Genomic DNA, 24,009 nt, shown 5'->3' with positions numbered 1-24,009 from the left:
TCGCCCCACGCCACAAGCCGCCCGACCCCTTAGGCGTCGGCCTTCAATAGATCCGCACACTTCTCGCCGATCATCATCGTCGTGATGCACGGATTCACGGTCACCAGATCCGGCATCACGGACCCGTCCGCCACCCGCAACCCCTCGATCCCCTTCACCCGCAGCCGCGCGTCCAGCGGCGCCGAGGCATCGTCGTCGGCGCCCATCTTCACCGTGCAGGCGGGGTGGTAGACGGTGTTGTGGGTCTTCCGGATGTAGTCGAGCAACTCCTCGTTGGTCTGCACGTCCGGCCCGGGCGCCAGCTCGGCCCCGGCCCAGCCGCTCAGCGCGGGCTGCGCCGCGATCTGCCGGGCGAGCCGCAGACCGTACGTCATCACGCGCACATCGTGCTCGTGCGTGAAGTAGCGCGGGTCGACCTTCGGCTTGTCCCGGTAGTCGCGGGTGCGCAGCCGCACGGTGCCCCGGGACTTCGCGCGGGTGACGTTCGGCGTCAGACAGAACGCGTTCTCGGAGGTCGGGTAGCCGTGCCGGGCGGTGTTCATGTCGAACGGGACGGACCCGTAGTGGAACATCAGGTCCGGCCGGTCGAGGCCCGGTTCGGTGTCGTAGAAGATGCCCGCCTCCCACCACTGGTTGGACTCGGTGGGCATCGGCTGGGCGGCCTCCCACATGACGACGCCCTCGGGGTGGTCCTGGAGGTTCTCCCCGACGCCCGCCGAGTCCACGACCACGTCCACGCCCACCTCGCGCAGCTGTTCGGCGGGGCCGATGCCCGAGAGCATCAGGATCTTCGGGGTGTCGATGGCACCGCAGGAGACGACCACCTCGCGCCGGGCACGCACCGTCCGGGTGTGGATGAGGTCGGGGTCCAGATACTCGGCGCCGACGCAGCGCCGCCCCTCCAGCACCAGCTTCTTGGCGCGGACCCCGGTGCGTACCTCCAGGTTGGGCCGCCGGCCCATGATCGGGTGGAGGTACGCCACCGAGGAGGACTGCCGGATGTTGTTCTCGTCGGAGTTGATCTGGAACCAGTTGGCGCCCCGGACCACCGTCGTGCCCGTGTTGAAGGGCGTCGTCGGGATGCCCGCCTGGACACAGGCCTCCAGCAGGGCGTCGCCGCACGGGTCCGCGCTCTTGATGGTGCGCAGCTTCACCGGACCCGTGCGGCCGTGGTGGTCGCCGGGCGCGTCGTTGGTCTCCAGGCGCCGGTAGAGCGGGAAGAGGTCGGCCGCGGACCAGCCCTTGCAGCCCGCCGCCGCCCAGTCGTCGAGATCCTCCGCCGGTGCCCAGAAGGCGATACAGGAGTTGTGGGACGAACAGCCGCCGAGGACCTTCGCCCGTGCGTGCCGCATGAAGCTGTTGCCGCTCTCCTGCGGTTCGACCGGGTAGTCCCAGTCGTAGCCGGACTCCAGCAGCCCCATCCAGCGTTCCAGCTTCAGCACGTCGTCGTCGCCGACGTCGCTGGGGCCCGCCTCCAGGACGCAGACCGTGACCGACGGGTCCTCGGAGAGTCTGGCCGCGACCACGTTCCCCGCGGTTCCGCCGCCGACCACGACATAGTCGAACTCATCTGCATTCATGGGGAGTTGACCTCCTGTGCGCTGTACTGGCTGTGCTGTACCCGCGGTGCTGTACCCGCGGTGCTGTCGAGCTGCTGCTGTGCCGGGTCGGTGCCCGGGGGCCGGCTCTCAGTCGGCCGCCGGGGAGGTGAGGGGAGCGGCGGGCGGCGCGGGCGGTACGGTCCCGTCCTCGACGGCCACGCGGTGCTCGGCGAGCACCCCGGTCTTGTGCCGCTGGATGAACCAGTAGTAGGCGAAGCCACCGCCGGCGATGATCCCGACGAAGAGGACCGCGCCCCACTGCAGATACCAGTGGAAGGGGGCGGCGGCGTTGTAGACCGCGGCCCGCGGCCAGATCAGGTTCAGGGTCATGCCCCCGCCCCAGAGCACGGCGAGGATGTTCACGGGCAGACCCCAGCGGCCCAGTGAGAACCGGCCGTCCCCCGCGGGCTGCCACTTGCCGCGCAGCCGTGCCACCAGCATCGGCACGGTGACGCCCAGATAGGCCAGGTAGATCATGATGATGCCGATACTGGTCACCACGGTGAAGATCTGCGGCTGGCGGATGTTGACCACGAGGATCGACAGGGCCAGCACCCCGATGATCACGGTCGGCAGCACCGGCGTCTGGAACTTCGGGTGGCACTTGGCCAGCTTCGAGGAGGCGGGCAGGTTGTTGTCACGGGCCATCGCGAACGCCAGCCGGACCGCGGCGGTGTGCACGGCGAGGGCGCAGACGGTGACCGCGATCAGCACGCACCACAGCATCGCCTTGCCGGCCGTCGGGCCGAGCACATTGAGCACGACGTACTGCAGTCCGTCCGTGGACAACTGCTCGCCCTTCAGGCTGGAGACGCTCATCAGCGCCAGCAGCAGGATCAGCCCGCCGAGGACGAACGAGGCGACGATCGCCCGGATGATCGCGCGCGGCGCGTTCCGGGTCGGGTCCAGCGACTCCTCACCGAGCGAGGCGGCCGTGTCGAAGCCGTACATGACGTACGCGGACGCCAGCGAGGCCACCAGGAACGCGCCCAGGTATCCGTTGCCGTAGGCGTCGCCGGTGCCGTTCGTGTCCATGACCACCTGGGGACCGCGGGTGATGTGGACGGCGAACAGCACGATCAGGACGACGGTGGCGATCAGCTCGATGAACACGCCCGCCGTGTTGATCCGGGCCATCAGCTTGACGCCGAAGGCGTTCACCACCGTCGTGAACAGGATCAACACCGCGGCCAGGACGACCGCGTTGGTCGCCACGTCGTACTTGCCGGTGCCGTCCCCGACGATCTGGAACACGTCGGAGATCTGGGGCAGCGTCAGCTGGTACGCCAGCGCGACCGCCGCGATCGACACGATGGAGGCGATCAGCATCATCCAGCCGGCGAGCCAGCCCAGATGCGGATTGCCTATCTTCTTCGACCAGTTGTAGACCGAGCCCGCGACCGGGTAGCGGGCCGCCAGCTCGGCGAAACAGAGCGCGACCATGAACTGGCCGACGAACACCATCGGCCAGGACCACCAGTAGGCGGGGCCGCCGCTGGCGAAACCGAAGTAGAACAGCTGGAAGGTACCGGTCAGGATCGAGATGTAGCTGATCCCGGCGGCGAAGGTGTGGAAGTTGCCCAGGGTGCGCTTGAGCTCGGGCTTGTACCCGAACTCGGTGAGTTCGGTGTCGTCGGAGGTGTTCTTCGGGCCGGTGGGTGGTTGCTCGATGGTCGTCATGAGCGGACTCCTGGTGGGCCTGGGGGAGGAGGGGGAGCGGCTCTTGCGGGTGCCGGATGCGGGTGCCGGATGCGGGCGCCGTGACGTGCTGCCGTGACGTGCTGTCGTGACGAAGTACGTGACGAGGTGCCGAGAACGGTGAGGGAGACAGGACTACGCCTCGGACGCCCGCGTCACAAGAGCGCTGCGGGGAGTCGGCGGGAGCTAGGCGAACCAACCCTGCGGCGAGGGGTCCGTGTTGCGCCAGATGTGCTTCGCCTCGCGGTACTCGGCGAGCCCCGCGGGCCCCAGTTCGCGGCCGAAGCCGGACTGCTTGACCCCGCCCCACTCGGCCTGTGGCACATAGGGGTGGTAGTCGTTGATCCACACCGTGCCGATCCGTAGCCGGGCCGCGACCCGCTGGGCCCTGGCCCCGTCCGTCGTCCACACGGCACCGGCCAGACCGTAGATCGTGTCGTTGGCCAGCCGTACCGCCTCGTCCTCGGTGCTGAACCGCTCCACCGTCAGCACCGGCCCGAAGGACTCGTCCTGGACCACGGACATCGCGCTCGTGCACTCGTCCAGGACCGTCGGCAGGTAGTAGAAGCCCCGGTCGTACGCCTCGCCGCCCGGCCGCTCGCCACCGCAGCGCAGTACCGCGCCCTCGGCGATGCCCCGGGCCACGTACTCCTCGACCTTCGCGCGATGGGCGGCCGAGATCAGCGGGCCGGTCCGGGCGTTCTCGTCGAACGGGCCGCCGAGCCGGATCTCCCGGGCCCGGCGGACGACCTCGTCGACGAAGCGGTCGTGCACGGAGTCCTCCACCAGCAGCCGGGCGCCCGCCGAGCAGACCTGGCCCGAGTGCAGGAAGACCGCGGTCAGCGCCATGTCGACGGCCGTGTCGAAGTCGGCGTCGGCGAAGACGATGTTCGGGTTCTTGCCGCCGAGCTCCAGGGCGACCTTCTTGACGCTCGCGGCGGCGTTGGCCATGAGCCGTCGCCCGGTCTGCAGGCCACCGGTGAAGGAGACCAGGTCCACGTCCGGGTGGTCGGAGAGCGGAGCGCCCGCCTCGGGCCCGGCGCCGAGCACCAGATTGGCCACGCCCTCCGGCAGCCCGGCCTCCTCCAGCAGACGCATCAGGTGGATCGCGGTGTGCGGGGTCAGCTCGCTCGGCTTCAGCACGAAGGTGTTGCCGGCCGCGAGCGCCGGGGCGACCTTCCAGGCCGTCTGGAGGAGGGGGTAGTTCCACGGGGTGATCAGCGCGCACACCCCGACCGGCTCGTACACGACCCGGCTGTCCACGCCCGGCTGACCGGTGTCGACGACCCGGCCCGTCTCGGCCGTGGCCGCCCGCCCGAAGTAGCGGAAGCAGTTCGCGATGTCGTCGATGTCGTACTCGCTCTCCACCAGCCGCTTGCCGGTGTCGAGGGACTCGGCGCGGGCGAGCGCGTCCTTGTCGCGTACGAGGAGATCGGCCACCCGGAGCAGCAGGTCACCGCGGTCGGCGGGCGAGGTGGTGGGCCAGGGGCCCTCGTCGAAGGCGCGGCGGGCGGCCGTGATCGCCTCCACGGTGTCCTTGCCGCCGGCCTCGTCGACGACCGCGACCAGGCTGCCGTCGGCGGGGCAGCGGATCTCACGTGTCCGGCCGTCGAGCGCGGATCGCCATGCTCCGCCGATGAAAAGTTCGGGCATGTCTCTCGTTCCTCCTGGTCAGCGCCGTACGGCAGGCGCCCTCGCGGCTGAGCGCCTAACCGGACGACCGCGTTCTATGCCCAAGAGGGGGTCAAATGTGACGGTCGACACGCCTGGTCAGAGGCCTGGACATCCGAGGGAACCGCACCTCACCTGCTGCGGCAGCCACTCGCGAAGGCTCCGATGTGGTGGCCGGTGGAGACCAGCACACCACCCTTCGCGCGCGCCCGCGAGAGCACGGCGGCCCTTCGTCCGAGGGCCGACCGGAGAGAGACGTCCGCCCGACCGGGGCGACATGTCCGGATGGCAGGACTGAGACGCCCGGACGCCCAAAGCGGAGACGACCCGGAGGCGAGGCGGCCGACGCCGCCCCGAGGGGGCGGGCCCTGTGTCACGAGGACCCACCCCTGGTGTTCGTCCGGGTGTTCTACGGATGCGACAGCTGTCCGGCGCCACCGCGCCTGCGTATCCGCGCCTGCGTGCGCTCCGCCGCCCGTGCCTCGCGGCGGGCCCGCCGCCGCTCACGACGCAGCGAGCGCGCCGTGCTGCTGGGGGCCGAGACCACGCCGTTGCGCTGCTTCCACACCTGGCGGGTCACCCAGACGTCCAGCACGCCCCAGGTCGCCGCGACGGTGCTCGCCACACTGCTCAGCACCATCGGGAACGCCAGCCACGAACCCGCCAGGGTGCACAGGAACGCCACCATCGCCTGAAGCAGTGTCACCGCGATGATGAGGACCGCGCGCACCGCCGCGGTCCGCACCGGGTCGGGCAGCCGCCGCCTGCGCGCCGGCTCCTCGATCCACAACGGCCGGTAATGCACCCGTTCCTCGTCGTTCCGCGGCAGGATCCTTCGTTCTTCCACCGCGACGCTTTCCCCCGTCAGGAGGCCGCGATCCGGTTCCTGAGCGCTTCGCGCCGCCCTCTTGGGCGTCACCGCTCCGTCGCCGGGCGTCACACGCCGCTCCGCCGTGCCCATCAACTTGTCACTCCCCACCGCCGGTGGACCAACAGTCACCGGGTCCCGAGACCCGGCCCCCCACTGGTGCCCGACTTCCTCCGGTTCACGCCGCCTGCGAGCGGCTTGCGGGACCTGTGGCCGATTCCGCCCCCAATTCCCGTACAGAAAGACGATCGACGTGCCCGGAAGATTCCCGCGGAACGAAAAAATCCGGCCAACTGGTGGACTTTCCCGACGAGATGCCATGGCCTCAAGTGCCTGACGGGGGGAGGCAATCTCCCCCAAAGGGCGGACAACTCCCCATGTCCGGTTCGCCCGGGGTCCGGAGTGCGTCCCTCCTGCTCTTCGAGATACGTGTGAGTCGGTAGTAGGCTCACGCCGTTTGTTGACGCACATGTGTGCCCCCGGGCCTGGCGGGGGTCAAGCTGGGGGAGGCCATGCGCTTTCGCGGGAAATCGATCCGCCGGAAGATCGTGGCGCTGTTGCTCGTGCCCCTCGTGGCACTGACCGGTGTCTGGACGTTCGCCACGGTGCTGACAGGCCGTGAGGCGAGCGATCTCTTCAGGGTCGCGGACATCGTCGAGGAAGTCGGCTTCCCCACCGAGGACACCATCCGGGTACTCCAGCAGGAGCGCCGCCAGACCCTCGTGTACCTCGCCGACCCCCGGTCCGCCGAGGCGGTCACGGCACTCGACCGCAGCCGGGCCGCCACGGACAAGGCCGTCGAGGAGTTCCGGGAGCACGCCGGGGACGCCGACCTGCGGGACGAGATCGGCGAGGCCACCTCGCTGCGGCTGACGACCATCCTGGACGCCCTCGACACCCTGCCCTCCCTGCGGACCACCGTCGAGAGCGGCACCGTCAACGTCCCCCAGGCCCTCGGCCACTACAACGAGCTCGTCGACCCCTGCTTCACGCTGCTGTCCAACCTTCCCGCGCTCGACAACGTGGAGATGGACAAGCAGGGCCGCGCGCTGGTCAACGTCGCCCGTGCCCGTGAACTCCTCTCCCGCGAGGACGCCCTGCTCAGCTCCGTGCTCGTCGCTGACCGGATCACCCAGGACGAGATCCGCGACTTCTCCGACCTCGTCGCCCAGCGCACCCTGCTGTACGAGATCAGCCTGCCGCAGCTGCCCGACGCCGAGCGCGAGCGCTTCGAGGGCTACTGGAAGAACGCGAGCTCCGCGCCCCTGCGCTCGGTCGAACAGGCCGTCATCGCCTCCGACCCGGGCAGGCCCACCGGCGTCACCGCGAAGACCTGGGACACCTCCGTCGAGCCCGTCCTCTCCGACCTCCGCGACCTCAGCGTCGAGGCGGGCGACCGCTATCAGGACCGCGTCAGCCCGCTGGCCACCACCGTCATCCTGAAGGCCGCCGTCGCCGGCGTCCTCGGTCTCTTCGCCCTGCTCGTCTCGCTCTTCATGTCCGTCCGCATCGGCCGCGTCCTCATCCGCGACCTGCGCCGGCTCCGCCAGGAGGCCCACGACACCGCCGGGGTGCGGCTGCCCAGCGTGATGCGCAGGCTCGCCGCCGGCGAACAGGTCGACGTGGAGACCGAGGTGCCGCGCCTGGAGTACGACAAGAACGAGATCGGCGAGGTCAGCCAGGCTCTCAACACGCTGCAGCGCGCGGCCGTCGAGGCCGCCGTCAAGCAGTCCGAACTCCGCAGCGGCATCTCCGAGGTCTTCGTCAACCTCGCCCGCCGCAGCCAGGTCCTGCTGCACAAGCAGCTCACCCTCCTCGACACCATGGAACGCCGGACCGAGGACACCGACGAACTCGCCGACCTGTTCCGCCTGGACCATCTGACGACCCGTATGCGACGCCACGCCGAGGGCCTCGTCATCCTCTCCGGCGCCGCCCCGTCCCGGCAGTGGCGCAAGCCCATCCAGCTGATGGACGTCGTCCGCGCGGCCGTCGCCGAGGTCGAGGACTACGAGCGGATCGAGGTCCGCCGGCTGCCCCGGGTCGCCGTGACGGGCCCCGCGGTCGCCGACCTCACCCACCTGGTGGCCGAACTCCTGGAGAACGCCACGGTGTTCTCGCCCCCGCACACCGCCGTACAGGTGCTCGGCGAGCGCGTCGCCAACGGCTTCACCCTGGAGATCCACGACCGCGGCCTCGGGATGTCCGCCGAGGCGCTCCTCGACGCCAACCTCAAGCTGGCCGAGACCCCCGACTTCGAGCTCTCCGACACCGACCGGCTCGGTCTCTTCGTGGTCAGCCGGCTCGCCCAGCGCCAGAAGGTCCGCGTCTCCCTCCAGCCCTCCCCCTACGGCGGCACCACGGCCGTGCTGTTCATCCCGGACGCCCTCCTCACCGACGACGTCCCGGACACCAACGGCATCGGCTTCCGTCTCGACCGCGCCCACCCCACCCGGGAGGCCGAGCTGGAGGACGAGCGCAACGCCGCGCTCTCCGAGATCCCGGTCCGCCTCCCGGGGCTCTCCGCCGCCATCCTGGACGGCCCCGTGGAGCTGGAGGCCCCGGTCGACCCGGAACCCCTGGGCTACCCGGGCGCCCTCGGCGAGGAGGACGCCGAGCGCGGCGGGCTGTTCGGGCCCCGACGCTCCCTCACCGGCGTCGCCGACGAGCACCAGCAGTCGGTGCGCGACGGCGAAGGGCACCGGGTCCCCCTCACCGACCCCGACCCGACGCTCGGCCCCGTACCGCTGCCGCAGCGCCGCACCCCCCATCTCGTCAGCTCGCACGGCCGTTCGGTGGAAGCCAGGGCCAGGCAGACGGAGGACGAGTCCCGGCAGAGCCGCACCGCGGGCCCCGACCAGATCTCGGACACCAGGCCGCTCACCGCCCTGCGCGGCGACCGCCCTCCGCCGCCGGGCGCCTCCGGGGCCGACCGCACCGCACCCGGCGCCCTGCCCGGGTCGCACCGTGCCGGCGCCCTGCCCCCCGGTGGGTACGAGGGCCCTGCCCTTCCCCAGCGCCGTCGTACGACCCCTGCGGGGGGCACGGCCCCGACCAGCTCGCCGTACGGCGCGGGTGAGCCGACCCCGCGCGCGGACACGCCGACCGACCAGGCAGAATCAGCTACGAGCCCGCTGCCCCGTCGCGTCCGACAGGCCAGTCTGGCACCGCAGTTGAAGGACGGCCCCGACCGGCGAGCCGAGCGCGAGAGGTCCCGCCCCGAGCGGCGCCCGGAGCCGACCGAACGGGACGCCGACGAGGTACGCAGCCGTATGGCCTCGCTCCAACGGGGTTGGCAGCGCGGCCGCGACGAGAACGCCGAGGGCGACGACGCCCAGGACGTCTCAGCACCACGAGGAACGACTAAGGGGGACGGTCGATGACCGCACCGAAGGCCGAACGGCACACCGCGACCGGCACGTCCGGGGAGCTCAACTGGCTCCTGGACGATCTGGTGCAGCGCGTCGCCAGCATCCGCAAGGCGCTCGTGCTCTCCAGCGACGGACTGCCCACGGGCGTCTCCGAGGACCTCACCAGAGAGGACAGCGAGCACCTGGCCGCCGTCTCCTCCGGTTTCCACAGCCTCGCCAAGGGCGTCGGCCGCCACTTCGAGGCGGGCAGCGTCCGGCAGACCGTCGTCGAACTCGACGAGGCCTTCCTCTTCGTCACGGCCGCCGGTGACGGCAGCTGCCTCGCCGTCCTCGCCGACGCCGAGGCGGACATCGGCCAGGTCGCCTACGAGATGACCCTGCTCGTCAAGCGGGTCGGCGTACATCTGGGCTCCGCCCCGCGCGCCGACGGCCCCCGCGGCGGGTAGTGGAACGGCATGAGCCGAGACGGTCAGGGAAGAAGCCACTGGTTCGACGACGAGGCCGGGCCAGTGGTGCGTCCGTACGCGATGACACGCGGCCGGACCAACCACGCGATCCAGCACCGCCTCGACCTGATCGCCGTGGTCGTCACGGAACCGCACGTCGACGACCCGGAGGAGGACCACTCCCTCTCCCCTGAGCACGTCCGTATCGTCGAACTCTGCCGTGACACCCCCCAGTCGGTGGCCGAACTGGCCGCCGAGCTGGACCTGCCCGTCGGAGTCGTCCGCGTCCTCGTCGGAGACCTCGTGGACGAGGAACTCGTCCACGTGACCCGCCCCGTCCCGCCCGCCGAACTGGTCGACGAGAGCATCCTGCGTGATGTGATCAACGGTCTCCGGGCGCTCTGACCAGCACGGAAGCGGAGCGGGGCGGATTCGTGACAGACAACCATCCAGCAGGAGAAAGACCGATGATCCTCGGGCGCTCTGAGCGCGGCACACCTCCGGTCGAGCCCGTCACGCTCAAGATCCTCGTGGCCGGCGGCTTCGGTGTGGGCAAGACGACCTGCGTCGCCGCGGTCAGCGAGATCAAGCCACTGCGCACCGAGGAGGTGCTCACCGAGGCCGGCCGCCCGGTCGACGACACCAGCGGTGTGGAGAACAAGACCACCACCACCGTCGCCATGGACTTCGGGCGTATCACCCTCCGCGAGGACCTGGTCCTGTACCTCTTCGGCACTCCCGGCCAGGACCGCTTCTGGTTCCTCTGGGACGAACTCGCCTCCGGCGCGCTCGGCGCGGTGGTGCTCGTCGACACCCGTCGGCTGGAGGACTGCTTCGCCGCCGTCGACTACTTCGAGCGTCGCTCCATACCCTTCGTGATCGGCGTCAACTGCTTCGACGACGCCGCGCGGTACCCGGCCGAGACCGTCCGCCAGGCCCTCGACCTCGACCCCGAGGTGCCGATCGTGCTGTGCGACGCCCGCCGCCGGGACTCGGTCAAGGACGTCCTGGTCTCCGTCGTCCGGCACGCGATGGCCCACGCCACCGACCACCGCCAGCCCGCCGCCACCTGAGGCGCGACCCGTACCCCCGCCGACAGGGGTACGGGCCGCGGCTTCCCGGGCCCACGCGCGCGTGGGCCCCGTTCCGGAGAGAACGCCACGCACGCGCGCGTGGACCATGTCCCTCGGCTCGCGTCTCTCGGCCCGCCTCTTTCAGCTCACGTCTCTCAGCTCGCGTCGTCCTCGTGCCAGCCGAGGCTCTTCTCCACCGCCTTGCGCCAGTTGTGGTACTCGCGGTCGCGGACGGACGCCTCCATGCCCGGCGTCCACTCGACGTCCTTGCGCCAGTGCGACTTCAGCTCGTCCAGGTCGTTCCACACCCCGGTCGCCAGCCCGGCCGCGTACGCGGCGCCCAGGCAGGTCGTCTCCGAGACCCGGGGCCGGATCACCGGCACGCCCAGGACATCCGCCTGATGCTGCATCAGCAGATTGTTCTTGGTCATGCCCCCGTCGACCTTCAGGGTCGTGATGGGCACCCCGGAGTCCTGGAACATGGCGTCCACGACCTCCCGCGTCTGCCAGCTCGTCGCCTCCAGCACCGCGCGCGCGAGATGGGCCTTCGTGACGTACCTCGTCAGCCCGGTGACGACCCCGCGCGCGTCCGACCGCCAGTAGGGCGCGAACAGCCCGGAGAACGCGGGCACGATGTACGCCCCGCCGTTGTCGTCGACGCTCGCCGCCAAGGGCTCGATCTCGTCGGCGGTACGGATGATGCCGAGCTGGTCACGGAACCACTGCACCAGGGCGCCCGTGATCGCGATCGACCCCTCCAGGCAGTACACCGGCGCCTCGTCGCCGATCTTGTACCCCATGGTCGTGAGCAGGCCGCTCTTCGACGGCACCGGCCGGTTCCCGGTGTTGAGCAGCAGGAAGCTCCCGGTGCCGTACGTGTTCTTCGCCGTGCCCACGTCGTAGCAGGCCTGGCCGAACACCGCCGCCTGCTGGTCACCGAGCGCGGAGGCGACGGGTACGCCGGCCAGCGGGCCCACGGCGGTGCCGTACACCTCGGCGGAGGACCTGATCTCCGGGAGGACCGCCTCCGGGACGTTCATCGCGGCGAGGATCGAGGCGTCCCACTGGAGCGTCTCCAGGTTCATCAGCATGGTCCGCCCGGCGTTGGTGACGTCGGTGACATGCCGGCCGCCGTCGGTGCCGCCGGTGAGGTTCCAGATCAGCCAGGAGTCGATGGTGCCGAACGCGATCTCACCACGCTCGGCACGGGCCCTCAGCCCCGGCACGTTGTCGAGCAGCCAGGCGGCCTTGGGGCCGGAGAAGTAGCTGGCCAGCGGCAGCCCGGTCTGCTCACGGAAGCGATCCTGGCCGTCCGTGCCGCCGAGTTCGTTGCAGAGCGCCGAGGTACGGGTGTCCTGCCAGACGATCGCGTTGTGCACCGGTTTGCCCGTGGCGCGGTCCCACAGGACCGTGGTCTCCCGCTGGTTGGTGATACCGAGCGCGCTGATCTGATCCGCGCGCAGGCCCGCCTTCGCGATGGCCCCGGCGACCACCGCCTGCACCTTCGACCAGATCTCGGTGGCGTCGTGCTCCACCCATCCCGGCTTGGGGAAGATCTGACGGTGCTCACGCTGGTCGACGGCGACGATGGCACCGCCGTGGTCGAAGACGATGCAGCGGCTGGAAGTGGTGCCCTGATCGATGGCGGCGACGTACTTCTGGGCGTTGTCCGGCATGACATCCCCTCACGTGTGACGTGCGCTCACGTCCTGCGTCGGTTGCGTCGGAACGCTGGGTCGGATCAGAAGGCTGCGTTGTAGAGAAGACCCGCGAGGGCACCGCCCACCAGGGGCCCGACGACCGGGATCCAGGCGTAACCCCAGTCCGAGGTGCCCTTGTTCGGGATCGGCAGGAAGGTGTGCACGATGCGCGGGCCGAGGTCACGGGCCGGGTTGATGGCGTAGCCGGTGGGCCCGCCGAGGGAGAGACCGATGCCGACGACCAGGAAGGACACCAGCAGGACCGAGATGCCCGAGCCGTAGATCCCGGCCTCCTCGCCGGGGATCTGTCCGATGCCGATGCCCGCGTTCCGGCCGAAGGCGAGGATCGGCAGGACCAGGGCGATCGTCGCGACGATCTCCGTGATCAGGTTGGCGACCGGGTTCCGGATCTCCGGGATGGTGGAGAAGATCCCGAGGGTCGGCGTCGGTTCGTCCGCGGTGCCCTCGGTGGTGCCCTCCTCGCGGACGTTCGCCTGGAACTGCGCGAGATAGACGAGGTAGGCGAGCACCGCCCCGAGCATCGCGCCGACCATCTGCCCGAGCAGATACACCCAGACCTTGTCCCAGATCTCCGTGTCGACCGCGATCCCTATCGTCACCGCCGGGTTGAGGTGCCCGCCGGACAGGGGAGCGGCGGTGTAGGCGCCCGCCAGCACGGCGAAGCCCCAGCCGAACGCGATGACGATCCAGCCCGATGCCCTCGCCTTCGAGAACCTGAGAGTGACGGCGGCGCACACACCGGCGCCGAAGAGAATCAGGATCGCCGTACCGATGACCTCACCGACGAATATGTCTCCGTTGCTCATGGCGGCTCCTTGGCCCGGCCCGGAGTGATCGACCCCGGACCTTCCGTGCAGGGTGCGTTCCCATGGCTGCTTCAGCCGAAGGCAGGGAGGTCCCGCGCCCCGCCCGGCGTCCGTGACGAGCGTGCCGTCGTGGCCGGATCGCCCGCGGGACACGGCCCGTTGCCCAGGCCGGAAGCCCGAGCGGCGCGGTGCGCAAAGACGCCCGAATCCGGCGATGCCGACCGACACCGGAAGTGTTCACCGGCACCCAGGGGGCGTCAAGAACAGGGACAGCAACGGTTGGAGGCGGCTACGGGGCGCACACACCGGCGCGGGCCCGGCCATGGCCGCTGACCCGCCGAGAGGGGACGTGCCGCTGCCGCACCAAGGGGCCCGGCCGCCGTGTGATCGGCCATCGCCCACCTCGGCCGTGGGAGCCGCGCGGGAGGCGCGCACGAGCGGGAGGCGCCCACGACCCGCCCTGCGCGCCCCCCCGCCCCCACCACCCGTCACCGAACGGCGACCACCGCCGACCCATGTCCGAACAACCCCTGATTGGCGCTGATACCCACCCGCGCCCCCTCGACCTGCCGCCCGGTCGCCTCCCCCCGCAACTGCCACACCAACTCGCACACCTGGGCGATCGCCTGTGCCGGAACCGCCTCGCCGAAGGAGGCCAGCCCGCCGCTGGCGTTCACCGGTATGCGCCCGCCCAGCGCCGTGGCGCCGTCGCGCAGCAGCTTCGCGGCCCCGCCCTCGCCGCACAGCCCCAGGTCCTCGTACCACTGCAACTCCAGCGCCGTGGACAGGTCGTACACCTCGGCGCACGACAGATCCTCGGGCCCGACGCCCGCCTCCTCGTACGCCGCCCGCGCGATCGACGCCCGGAACGTCTCGTCCGGCGGCGCCACCGCGACCGCGGAGTCCGTGGCGATGTCCGGCAGATCCAGCACGGTGGTGGGATAGCGGGGCGACACCGTGGACACCGCCCGTATCCGCACCGGCTCCGTCACTTGGTGCCGCCGCGCGAACTCCATGCTGGACAGCACCAGCGCCGCACCCCCGTCGGAGGTCGCGCAGATGTCCAGCAGCCGCAGCGGATCGGCGACCACCGCGGAGGCGGCGACCTCCTCCGCGGTGACCCGCCTGCGATAGCGCGCGTACGGGTTGAGCGCCCCCAGCGCGGAGTTCTTCACCTTGACCCGGGCGAAGTCCTCCGGTGTGTCGCCGTGCACCGCCATCCGCCGCCGCGCGTACAGCCCGAAGTACGTCGGATTGGTGGCCCCGAGCACCCGGAACCGCAGCCAGTCCGGATCGTCCGCCCGATCCCCGCCGGCGGGCCGGAAGAAGCCCTTCGGAGCCGAGTCCGCGCCCACGACGAGCACCACGTCCGCGAGACCCGCGAGGATCTGGGCCCGCGCGGTGCCGACCGCCTGCGCGCCGGACGCGCAGGCCGCGTACACACTCGTGACCCGGGCCCCCTGCCAGCCCAGCGCCTTCGCGAAGGTCGCCCCCGCCACGTAGCCCGGATAGCCGCCACGCACCGTGTCCGCCCCGACGACCGATCCGACGTCCCGCCAGTCGACCCCCGCGTCGCTCAGCGCCGCGCGCGCCGCCACCGTCCCGTACTCGACGAAACTCCTTCCCCACTTGCCCCACGGGTGCATCCCCGCGCCCAGCACCGCCACCTCACCCGTCACGCCCCCACCCCCGTCGGCCGCCAGTGCCAGGTCGTCCAGGTCGTCTCCGCGTCCTCGTTCAGCACACCGGGGACGACCTCCACCTCCATGCCCACGGCCAGATCGGCGACGGTGACCCCGGGTACCGCCTGCCCCAGCACCACGAGGCGTTCTTCGGCCAGTTCCACAGCGATCAACGCGTACGGCTCCCAGGGAAGTTCCGGATCGGACACGTAGGGTGACGGGGGCCGGTACCGGCCGTCGGTGTACGACCACACCCGCCCCCGGCGCGACAGGGGCACCTCGCGCAGCTCACCGCCAGGACAGCCCGGATTGCGGCACAGGACGTCCTCACGCGGGAAGAACACCGAGGCGCACGCCGAACAGCGCGTACCGAGCAACCGGAACGCCTCGCCCTCCCCGGTGAACCAGCCGACGACCACCGGTGTGCGACTTCGCGACAAAATCCCTCCCCGGCAAGCAGATCTGATGGCTCGTCAGAAAACTCTTCAGGAGTCTGGCACGGACATCCCGAATTGGGCAGGCCCCCGGAGAACCAACGGGCCCCGCCCGGCGTCGGAGTATCGGGAGGGCCGGCCGGGGCCCACGGGGGTGGTTCCGGCCGGCCCTCACTCCTGTCCGCGGACTCTCCGGCGTGGCGCATTGCGCCGCCCCGGTAAGACGACCACCAGATGATCGGATACAGTCCGCCGCGTGTCCGCGAATCAACACCCACCCGCCAACTCCGCACGCGACTCGCACTGTTCGAGCTGCGGAGCGCCCTACGGAGAGGGCGTTTCAGGCTGGCCCCGCACCTGCGAGGCCTGCCACTCAGTGGCCTACCGCAATCCGCTCCCCGTCGCGGTGGCCCTCCAGCCCGTGTACGACACCAAGGGCACAGCCCTCGTCGTGATCACACGGACCATCGCCCCCGCGCGCGGGGGCACCGCCCTGCCCGGCGGCTTCATCGACCACCGGGAGGACTGGCGGCACGCCGTCGTCCGTGAACTCAAGGAGGAGACGGGTATCTGCGCGGCCGACCGCGATGTGCGCCTCGCCGACGCCATGAGCTCACCCGACGGTCATCTGCTGCTGTTCGGGCTCCTCCCGGAGCGCCCGGCCGCCACGCTGCCGTCGCCCGTCCCCACGGACGAGACGGAGGGCTGGCACCTGCTGCGCAGACCCGCCGAACTCGCCTTCCCCCTGCACACCCTGGCCGTCCAGGCCTTCTTCGACGGCCGCTACATCTGAGCCGAGAACACCGCTGAGCCGACCCGGCTCATTCCCGGTCGAGCCCGCGTACCCGCACGGGAAACGAAGGCTCGACCGGACCCTCGTCCCCGTCCCGCTCCACCACCACCCGCGGCCCCTCCCGGCGCGCCGTGTACCGCTCCACCTCCGGCTCGTCCCAGCCGTCGCCCGCGTCCGGCACCACGAGCCCGCCCCCCGTCCGCCCGTGCGCGGGTGCCCACACCTCCAGCTCCAGGCCGCCGTCGGCGCCCCGGACCGGCAGCACGGCACCCGCGCGCGCGAGTACCGGGATCCGCGACAGCGGCGCGTCCAGCACCACCTGCCCCGGCCCCTCGTACGCCTGCCCGGTCACCGTGTCGTACCACCGCCCCCGCGGCAACTGCACCGCACGCCGGTCCACGCCCGCGTCGAGCACCGGCGCCACCAGCAGACAGTCACCCAGCAGGAACGCGTCCTCACAGTCCCGCAACGCCCGGTCCTCGGGCGCGCCCCACCAGAGCGGACGTGCGTAGGGCGCCCCCGTACGGCGCGCCAGATGAGCCAGCGTCATGAAGTACGGCAGCAGCCGCCGCCGCTCCCCGAGCGCCACGCGCGCGTGCCCGAGGGTCTCCTCCCCGAACTCCCACGGCTCCCGCCGCCCCGCCCGCAGGCTCGCGTGCGTACGGAACAGCGGCAGATACGCGCCGAGCTGGAACCACCGCAGATACAGCTCCGGCGAGGGGCTCCCGTCGAACCCGCCCACGTCAGGGCCCGAGTACGGCACCCCGCACAGCCCCAGCCCCAGCACCAGCGACAGCGACGCACGCAACCCGGGCCAGCCCGTCGCCACGTCCCCGGACCACGTGCCCCCGTAGCGCTGCATACCGGCCCACCCGGAGCGCGAGAACACGAACGGCCGCTCCTCGGGCACCAGCTCGCGCAGCCCCTCGTACCCCGCGCGGGCCATGCACAGCGCGTACACGTTGTGCGCCTCGCGATGGTCGCCGCCCCGGCCCTCCAGATCGTGCCGGACCGACCGGGGCAGCGTGTTCTCGCCGAACGCCGTGAACGACGTCGGCTCGTTCATGTCGTGCCAGAACCCGGCGAAGCCCTGCGCCAGCCGCTCCTCGTAGAGACCGCCCCACCACGCACGCGTACGCGCACGCGTGAAGTCCGGGAACACCGACTCCCCGGGCCACACCAGCCCCTCCGCGACCTCACCGGCGGCGTCCCGCACGAACGCGTCCTCGGCCGTCCCGCCGTCGTACACCGCGTCGCCCGGCTCCGCCTTGACCGCCGCGTCGACGATCGACACCAGCCGGATCCCGTCCCGCCGCAACTCGTCGGCGAGAACCGGCAGCTTCGGGAAGTTCTCCGCGTCCACCGTGAACACCCGATGGCCGTCGTAGTGGTCGATGTCCAGATGGACCGCGTCCAGCGGCAGACCGTGCTCCCGGTAGCCCGCGACGATCCGCCGCACCTCCTGCTCGCTCCCGAAGCCCCACCGCGCGTGATGATGCCCGAGCGCCCACGCCGGCGGCAGCGCCGGAGCGCCCGTCAGAGCGGCCCAGGCGTGCAGCACGCGCGCGGGGGAGCCCACGATCACCCAGCAGCGCAGCGGCCCGCCGTCCATCCGCACCTCGGACGTACCCGCCCGGTCGTGCCCCGACCCGGCCCCCTCCTCGCCCTCGGACAACGTCACCGTGCCGTCCCACGTGCTGTCGTGGAACACCAGATGCGTCGCCGCGTCCGCCACCACCAGCTGCACCGGCATCGTGATGTACAGCGGATCGTCACCGGGTGCGAAGGTGTGTCCGGGGTCGGTGTTCCACAGCCGATACGTTCCGCCACGCAGCCGGGGCCCGGCCGCCCGGCCGCCCAGACCGAAGAACCGCGCGTCCGCCGCCACCTCCGAGCGCTGCACCCACCGCGCCCGGCCCCCGCCGACCGGCTCCCACCACCGGGGCGGCAGATCCCGCCGCAGCGTCACCCCACCGGGCGTACACACCTCCACGGCCCCGTGCCGCGACACGACGACCGTCACCCGCTCGGCCACGACCCGCCAGCCGCCGTCCTTGTCCGGCTCCAGAACGGCCCGCGGATCCGGCTCGGGACACCGCCCCGCGAGCGCGTACGACGGCTCCGGCCCCGCACCGTCCCAGCCCCAGAAGACCGCGCCGTTCACATCGACCGTCACCCGCAGCTCCGACCGGGCGAACCGCACGATCCCACCGCCCGGACCCGGCTCCACCTCCGCCACCGGCCCCGGCACCCGGGCCCGCTCGGCGCCCCGTGCCGGCAACCCGACGGCGTCGGCACGCCTCCTGCGCCATGCTGCCCGCACGGTGCGCAGCCCCTGAGCCGCCCCCGCCGAACCGAGCAATTTCACCGAACGCACCAGGTCACGACCGTCCATGCCGATCAGCCTGCCATCGACCGGGCGAATCGTGTGAGTCGTTCAACTACCGTTCACCCGTGGTGATGGCACATGTTCATCCGGCCTTCCATCCGCGGCTCACCCTGGTGCGGAAGTCGATCACATGGCATCGTCCGTGACAGCCGCGTCACGCGCACACCCCTGCCCGTGCGCGACCGACGCACACGACGCGCACAGTCCCGGGAGCCGCCCCATGACCTCAGCGAACCCCTCGCCGCTCTGGCAGCCCGACACGGAACGCATCGCCCGGGCCCGGATCACCGCGTTCCAGTCCTGGGCCGCCGAACACCACGGAGCCCCCGCCGACGGCGGCTACCCGGCCCTGCACCGCTGGTCCGTCGACGAACTCGAGACGTTCTGGAAAGCCGTCACCGAGTGGTTCGACGTACGGTTCTCCACCCCCTACGCGCGCGTGCTCGGCGACCGCGCCATGCCCGGCGCCGACTGGTTCCCCGGCGCCACCCTCAACTACGCCGAACACGCCCTCCGCGCCGCCGACGCCCGCGCCGACGAACCGGCCCTCCTCCACGTCGACGAGACCCACGAACCCCGCCCGGTGACCTGGTCCGAACTGCGCCGCCAGGTCGGCTCCCTCGCCGCCGAACTGCGCGCCCTCGGCGTACGCCCCGGGGACCGCGTCAGCGGCTATCTCCCGAACATCCCCGAGGCCGTCGTCGCCCTCCTCGCCACCGCGGCCGTCGGCGGCGTCTGGACCTCCTGCGCCCCGGACTTCGGCGCCCGCAGCGTCCTCGACCGCTTCCAACAGGTCGAACCCGTCGTCCTGTTCACCGTCGACGGCTACCGCTACGGCGGCAAGGAACACGACCGCCGCGACACCGTCGCCGAACTCCGCCGCGAACTGCCCACCCTGCGCGCCGTCGTCCACATCCCCGTCCTCGGCACCGAGGCCCCCGACGGAGCCCTGGAATGGTCCGCCCTGACCTCGGCGGACGTCCCGCCGGTCTTCGAACAGGTCCCGTTCGACCACCCGTTGTGGGTGCTCTACTCCTCCGGCACCACCGGCCTGCCCAAAGCCATCGTCCAGTCCCAGGGCGGCATCCTCGTCGAACACCTCAAACAGCTCGGCCTGCACTGCGACCTCGGCCCCGAGGACCGCTTCTTCTGGTACACCTCCACCGGCTGGATGATGTGGAACTTCCTCGTCTCCGGCCTCCTCACCGGCACCACCGTCGTCCTGTACGACGGCAGCCCCGGCCACCCCGACACCGGCGCCCAGTGGAGCGTCGCCGAACGCACCGGCGCCACCCTCTTCGGCACCTCCGCCGCCTACGTCATGGCCTGCCGCAAGGCCGGCATCCACCCGGGACGCGACTACGACCTCTCCCGCGTCCAGTGCGTCGGCACCACCGGCTCCCCGCTCCCGCCCGACGGCTTCCGCTGGCTCCACGACGAGGTCCGCGAAGACCTGTGGATCGCCTCCGTCAGCGGCGGCACCGATGTCTGCTCCTGCTTCGCCGGAGCCGTCCCCACCCTCCCCGTCCACATCGGCGAACTCCAGGCCCCGAGCCTCGGCACCGACCTCCGGTCCTGGGACCCCAGCGGCCGGCCCCTCATCGACGAGGTCGGCGAACTCGTCGTCACCAACCCCATGCCGTCCATGCCGATCCACTTCTGGAACGACCCCGACGGCACCCGCTACCACGACAGCTACTTCGACACCTACCCCGGCGTCTGGCGCCACGGCGACTGGATCACCCTCACCTCCCGCGGCTCCGTCGTCATCCACGGCCGCTCCGACTCCACCCTCAACCGCCAGGGCGTCCGCATGGGCTCGGCCGACATCTACGAAGCCGTCGAACGCCTCCCGGAAATCAAGGAATCCCTCGTCATCGGCATCGAACAGCCCGACGGCGGCTACTGGATGCCCCTCTTCGTCCAACTCGCCCCCGGCGCAAGCCTCGACGAGGCCCTCCTCGACCGCATCAAGCGCACCATCCGCGAGAACCTCTCCCCACGCCACGTCCCCGACGAGGTCATCGAGGTCCCCGGAGTCCCGCACACCCTCACCGGCAAACGCATCGAGGTCCCCGTCAAACGGCTCCTCCAGGGCACCCCCCTGGAAAAGGCCGTCAACCCCGGCTCCGTCGACAACCTCGACCTGCTGCGCTTCTACGAGGACCTGGCCCGCAAGCGCGCCTGACACCTCGGCCGGCGGGCGTTGTCAGTGGTGCCGATTACTGTGAGTGAGCATTGATCGACCGCTCGCACAGGGGGAAGCCATGCCACACACCCGCCACCAGACGATGCGACGCGTCCTGCGCCGCGAGATCGCCGGCACCATCGGCCTGCTGGCCGACGAGCACGACTTCACCGCCATGCGGCGCTACCGCAGCTTCACCTTCGACGACCACTCGACCTACCTCCACCAAGTGGAAGCCCTGCTCAGGACCCTCGCCGCGCAGGGCAACCACACCACGGTCGCCCTCTTCGACCCCGACGAGTACGCCGCGTTCTGCGCCGACACCGGCCTCGAACCCGACACCCCCGCCAGCCGCACCCGCTTCACCGCCGAACTCGCGGCCACCGGAGCCGCCGTCCCCTACGAGGGCCAGCCCCTCGCCGAACTCGTCCCCGACCTGATCGACGAAGCCGTCCGCCTTGCCACCTGGGAGTACGCCACCACCCTCCTCGCCCAGATCGGCGAGTGCGCCTCCTGCGGCGAGGACATCGGCCGCGCCGCCTTCTCCCGCGCCATGCACCTGCTCAAGCGCGCCCTCGACACCGCGGGCCCCGGCGAGCGCCACCTCGTCTGCAGCGTCTCGTCCAGGCCCCAGGCCCTGGCCGCCGCCCTCCACGCCGACCAGGACGACGAAGGCGCCACCCGCCTGGACGAGTCCGAAGCCCTGGAACTCGCCACCGTCCTGGCCGTCGGCATCGCCACCCGCAGCCCCGGCGGACTCGTCATGCGCACCACCGCCCCCGACTCCACCGACCGCGTCTACGGCTGGCGCCTGCGCGGCGACGGCCTCGAACCCCTCACCGCCGGAGAGGTCTTCGACGCCTACTGCACCGACGTGGAATCCGGCGACCTCGTCTCCCCCGAGTCCGGCGTCGACTACACCACCCCGCCCGACCTCGGGGACGGCCTCCCCGGGGGAGGGCCGGCCACGGACGGACACACCCACTGAAAGGGCGAGGGGCGCCCCACCCACAGGTGAAGCGCCCCTCGCACCGACCGGACGACAGACCGTCCGCCCGTCGTGACCTACTCGCCCGACAGCACCGCCTGCGCGGCGGCGCGCGCCTCCTCGGCCGTGTCCGCCGCACGCGCCGCGGCCGCGGCCCGCTCGCACTGCGCCAGCGTGTACTTCGCCAACTGCCCCCGCACATACGGGATCGACGCCGCACCCATGGACAGGGAGGTGACACCCAGACCGGTCAGCACACAGGCCAGCAGCGGGTCGGACGCGGCCTCGCCGCACACCCCGCAGCTCTTGCCCTCGGCCTTCGCCGCCTCCGCGGACAGCGCGACCAGGTCGAGCAGCGCGGGCTGCCACGGGTCCTGCAGCCGCGACACCGCACCCACCTGCCGGTCGGCCGCGAACGTGTACTGCGCGAGGTCGTTGGTCCCCAGCGACAGGAACTCCACCTCCTGCAGGATCGACCGCGCCCGCAGCGCCGCCGACGGGATCTCCACCATGGCACCGAACTTGGCCCGCAGCCCCGCCTCACGACAGGCGTCGGCGAACGCCTTGGCGTCCGTGCGGTCGGCGACCATCGGCGCCATGACCTCGAGGTAGACCGGCAGCCCTTCGGCGGCCTTCGCCAGAGCCGTCAGCTGCGTCCGCAGCACCTCGGGGTGGTCGAGCAGCGTCCGCAACCCGCGCACACCGAGCGCCGGGTTCGGCTCATCGGCCGGCGTCAGGAACTCCAGCGGTTTGTCGGCACCGGCGTCGAGCACCCGCACGACGACACGCCCCTCGGGGAAGGCCTCCAGCACCTGCCGGTACGCCTCGACCTGCTTCTCCTCGGACGGCGCCGTCCTACTGTCGTCGAGGAACAGGAACTCGGTACGGAACAGCCCCACACCCTCGGCCCCGGCCTCCACGGCCGCCGGCACATCGGCGGGACCGCCCACGTTGGCCAGCAGCGGAACCTTGTGTCCGTCGGACGTCGCACCCGGCCCGCTCGACGCGGCCAGCGCGGCCTTCCGCGTAGCGGCCGCGGCCTCCAGCTCCGCCTTCTTCTCCGCACTCGGGTTCACGAAGATCTCACCGGTGCTGCCGTCCACGGCGATCACCGTGCCCTCGGCCAGTTCACCGGCCCCCGGCAGCGCCACCACGGCCGGCACCCCGAGCGCCCGCGCCAGAATCGCGCTGTGACTGGTCGGCCCGCCCTCCTCGGTGACGAAACCGAGCACGAGCGTCGGATCGAGCAGCGCGGTGTCGGCGGGCGCCAGATCACGCGCGATGAGCACGTACGGCTCGTCGCTGTCCGGCACACCCGGCATCGGAACCCCGAGCAGACGGGCGACGATACGATTCCGCACATCGTCGAGGTCGGCCACGCGACCCGCGAGGTACTCACCGGCTCCGGCCAGCAGCGCACGGTACGCGGCGAAGGCGTCGTAGACGGCCCGCTCCGCCGTGCTCCCCACGGCGACACGACGCTCCACATCCGCCATCAGCTCGGGGTCCTGGGCCATCAGGGCCTGGGCCTCCAGCACGGCCTGGGCCTCACCCCCGGCCAGATTGCCGCGCGCGATCAGATCGGCGGCGACCGCGTCCACCGCCTTACGGGCGCGGCCCTGCTCGCGCTCCGCGTCCTCCGCAGGGATCTGCTTGGCGGGCGGCTCCAGCACCGCCGTTCCCATATGCCGAACCTCGCCGATCGCCACACCGTGGCTCACACCGACGCCTCGCAGCGTTGTCTCCATCTCACCTGTCTCCGATAGTGCGGCGGGTCCCGCCGCCGCGGTGGTTGTGGAACTGGGGGGCACTACGGCCCCGACGTCACTGCCATCCGAAGAGCGTGTCGCCGGCCTTCACTTCGCCGTCCTCACGAAGCTCGGAGAGGGAGTCGGCCGTGGCCTCCAACGCCACGACGGGACAGATCGGGGACTTGCCCGCGGCCTCGACGGCGGCAGGGTCCCAGCGCACGACGGCCTGGCCCCGCTGCACGGTGTCTCCCTTGTTGACGAGCAGCTCGAAGCCCTCACCGTTCAGCTGCACGGTGTCGATGCCGAGGTGGACCAGCACCCCGTGTCCCTCACTGTCGACCACGACGAACGCGTGCGGGTGCAGGGAGACGACGACTCCGTCGACAGGGGCGACAGCCTCTCCCGCCTCGCGCGCGGGGTCGATCGCCGTGCCGGGACCGACCATCGCTCCGGAGAAGACGGGGTCCGGTACGGCGGCCAGTCCGATGGCGCGTCCTGCGAGAGGGGACGTCACGGTGGTCATGGGAAG

The 24,009-nt window shown here is 71.4% G+C and carries 18 protein-coding genes; 7 read left to right on the top strand and 11 right to left on the bottom strand.

Annotation, left to right across the window (positions count from 1 at the left end; translation table 11 throughout):
• Positions 1–29 precede the first annotated feature (29 nt).
• The 4 genes from J8M51_RS11810 to J8M51_RS11795 form a co-directional block, all read right to left on the bottom strand.
• Positions 30–1,580 carry a GMC family oxidoreductase gene (locus J8M51_RS11810; protein WP_086753878.1) on the bottom strand — a complete coding sequence of 517 codons (1,551 nt, stop codon included), beginning with the start codon at positions 1,578–1,580 and terminating at the stop codon, positions 30–32.
• Between the two features lie 108 nt (positions 1,581–1,688).
• The gene (locus J8M51_RS11805) at positions 1,689–3,281 is read right to left on the bottom strand and encodes an APC family permease (RefSeq protein WP_086753876.1); all 1,593 of its coding nucleotides are present in this window, start codon (positions 3,279–3,281) and stop codon (positions 1,689–1,691) included.
• Positions 3,282–3,485: 204 nt separating this feature from the next.
• Positions 3,486–4,952: an aldehyde dehydrogenase family protein gene (locus J8M51_RS11800; RefSeq protein WP_086753874.1), complete on the bottom strand. Its 1,467-nt coding sequence runs from the start codon at positions 4,950–4,952 to the stop codon at positions 3,486–3,488.
• A gap of 427 nt (positions 4,953–5,379) precedes the next feature.
• Positions 5,380–5,931: a hypothetical protein gene (locus J8M51_RS11795; protein ID WP_086753872.1), complete on the bottom strand. Its 552-nt coding sequence runs from the start codon at positions 5,929–5,931 to the stop codon at positions 5,380–5,382.
• Between the two features lie 419 nt (positions 5,932–6,350).
• On the opposite strand from J8M51_RS11795, the gene J8M51_RS11790 reads away from it, so the two are divergent.
• The 4 genes from J8M51_RS11790 to J8M51_RS11775 all read left to right on the top strand — a co-directional run bounded on the left by J8M51_RS11790 (position 6,351) and on the right by J8M51_RS11775 (position 10,728).
• Positions 6,351–9,221, top strand: a complete 2,871-nt coding sequence (locus J8M51_RS11790) for a nitrate- and nitrite sensing domain-containing protein (protein ID WP_086753882.1) — start codon at positions 6,351–6,353, stop codon at positions 9,219–9,221.
• Complete coding sequence (locus J8M51_RS11785; RefSeq protein ID WP_086753870.1) at positions 9,218–9,655, top strand: roadblock/LC7 domain-containing protein; 438 nt, start codon at positions 9,218–9,220, stop codon at positions 9,653–9,655. The genes J8M51_RS11790 and J8M51_RS11785 overlap by 4 nt, the downstream gene beginning before the upstream one ends.
• A gap of 9 nt (positions 9,656–9,664) precedes the next feature.
• Positions 9,665–10,060, top strand: a complete 396-nt coding sequence (locus J8M51_RS11780; RefSeq protein ID WP_046706880.1) for a DUF742 domain-containing protein — start codon at positions 9,665–9,667, stop codon at positions 10,058–10,060.
• A gap of 62 nt (positions 10,061–10,122) precedes the next feature.
• Entirely contained in the window at positions 10,123–10,728 is a 606-nt protein-coding gene (locus tag J8M51_RS11775) for a GTP-binding protein (RefSeq protein ID WP_086753868.1), read from the top strand.
• A gap of 155 nt (positions 10,729–10,883) precedes the next feature.
• On the opposite strand, the gene glpK is transcribed toward J8M51_RS11775, so the two are convergent.
• From glpK to J8M51_RS11755, 4 genes are all read right to left on the bottom strand, one after another.
• On the bottom strand, positions 10,884–12,404 hold the full coding sequence (glpK, locus tag J8M51_RS11770) for a glycerol kinase GlpK (protein ID WP_086753866.1): 1,521 nt from the start codon (positions 12,402–12,404) through the stop codon (positions 10,884–10,886).
• A 65-nt stretch (positions 12,405–12,469) separates the two neighbouring features.
• Entirely contained in the window at positions 12,470–13,255 is a 786-nt protein-coding gene (locus J8M51_RS11765) for an MIP/aquaporin family protein (protein WP_216589066.1), read from the bottom strand.
• A 488-nt stretch (positions 13,256–13,743) separates the two neighbouring features.
• Positions 13,744–14,934, bottom strand: coding sequence for a lipid-transfer protein (locus J8M51_RS11760; protein ID WP_267299151.1), 1,191 nt, complete (start codon positions 14,932–14,934; stop codon positions 13,744–13,746).
• Entirely contained in the window at positions 14,931–15,356 is a 426-nt protein-coding gene (locus tag J8M51_RS11755; RefSeq protein ID WP_216589074.1) for a Zn-ribbon domain-containing OB-fold protein, read from the bottom strand. The genes J8M51_RS11760 and J8M51_RS11755 overlap by 4 nt, the downstream gene beginning before the upstream one ends.
• Before the next feature lie 271 nt (positions 15,357–15,627).
• Here J8M51_RS11755 and J8M51_RS11750 point away from each other — a divergent pair, with 271 nt between their 5' ends.
• Complete coding sequence (locus J8M51_RS11750; RefSeq protein WP_216589068.1) at positions 15,628–16,164, top strand: NUDIX domain-containing protein; 537 nt, start codon at positions 15,628–15,630, stop codon at positions 16,162–16,164.
• A 28-nt stretch (positions 16,165–16,192) separates the two neighbouring features.
• Here J8M51_RS11750 and J8M51_RS11745 read toward each other — a convergent pair whose 3' ends face one another.
• On the bottom strand, positions 16,193–18,559 hold the full coding sequence (locus tag J8M51_RS11745) for a glycoside hydrolase family 31 protein (RefSeq protein ID WP_267299150.1): 2,367 nt from the start codon (positions 18,557–18,559) through the stop codon (positions 16,193–16,195).
• Between the two features lie 214 nt (positions 18,560–18,773).
• Here J8M51_RS11745 and J8M51_RS11740 point away from each other — a divergent pair, with 214 nt between their 5' ends.
• Both J8M51_RS11740 and J8M51_RS11735 read left to right on the top strand, forming a co-directional pair.
• The gene (locus J8M51_RS11740) at positions 18,774–20,741 is read left to right on the top strand and encodes an acetoacetate--CoA ligase (protein ID WP_267299149.1); all 1,968 of its coding nucleotides are present in this window, start codon (positions 18,774–18,776) and stop codon (positions 20,739–20,741) included.
• A 79-nt stretch (positions 20,742–20,820) separates the two neighbouring features.
• Positions 20,821–21,729: a hypothetical protein gene (locus tag J8M51_RS11735; RefSeq protein ID WP_267299148.1), complete on the top strand. Its 909-nt coding sequence runs from the start codon at positions 20,821–20,823 to the stop codon at positions 21,727–21,729.
• A gap of 77 nt (positions 21,730–21,806) precedes the next feature.
• Here J8M51_RS11735 and ptsP read toward each other — a convergent pair whose 3' ends face one another.
• Together ptsP and J8M51_RS11725 are read right to left on the bottom strand one after the other, a co-directional pair.
• Positions 21,807–23,477: a phosphoenolpyruvate--protein phosphotransferase gene (gene ptsP, locus J8M51_RS11730; RefSeq protein ID WP_267299147.1), complete on the bottom strand. Its 1,671-nt coding sequence runs from the start codon at positions 23,475–23,477 to the stop codon at positions 21,807–21,809.
• A gap of 76 nt (positions 23,478–23,553) precedes the next feature.
• Complete coding sequence (locus J8M51_RS11725) at positions 23,554–24,003, bottom strand: PTS sugar transporter subunit IIA (protein WP_267299146.1); 450 nt, start codon at positions 24,001–24,003, stop codon at positions 23,554–23,556.
• Positions 24,004–24,009: the final 6 nt, after the last annotated feature.

The organism is Streptomyces griseiscabiei, assembly GCF_020010925.1.
Taxonomy (GTDB): domain Bacteria; phylum Actinomycetota; class Actinomycetes; order Streptomycetales; family Streptomycetaceae; genus Streptomyces; species Streptomyces griseiscabiei.
Note: the sequence above shows the minus strand (reverse complement) of the source record. Positions and strands in the feature narration are given on the sequence as shown.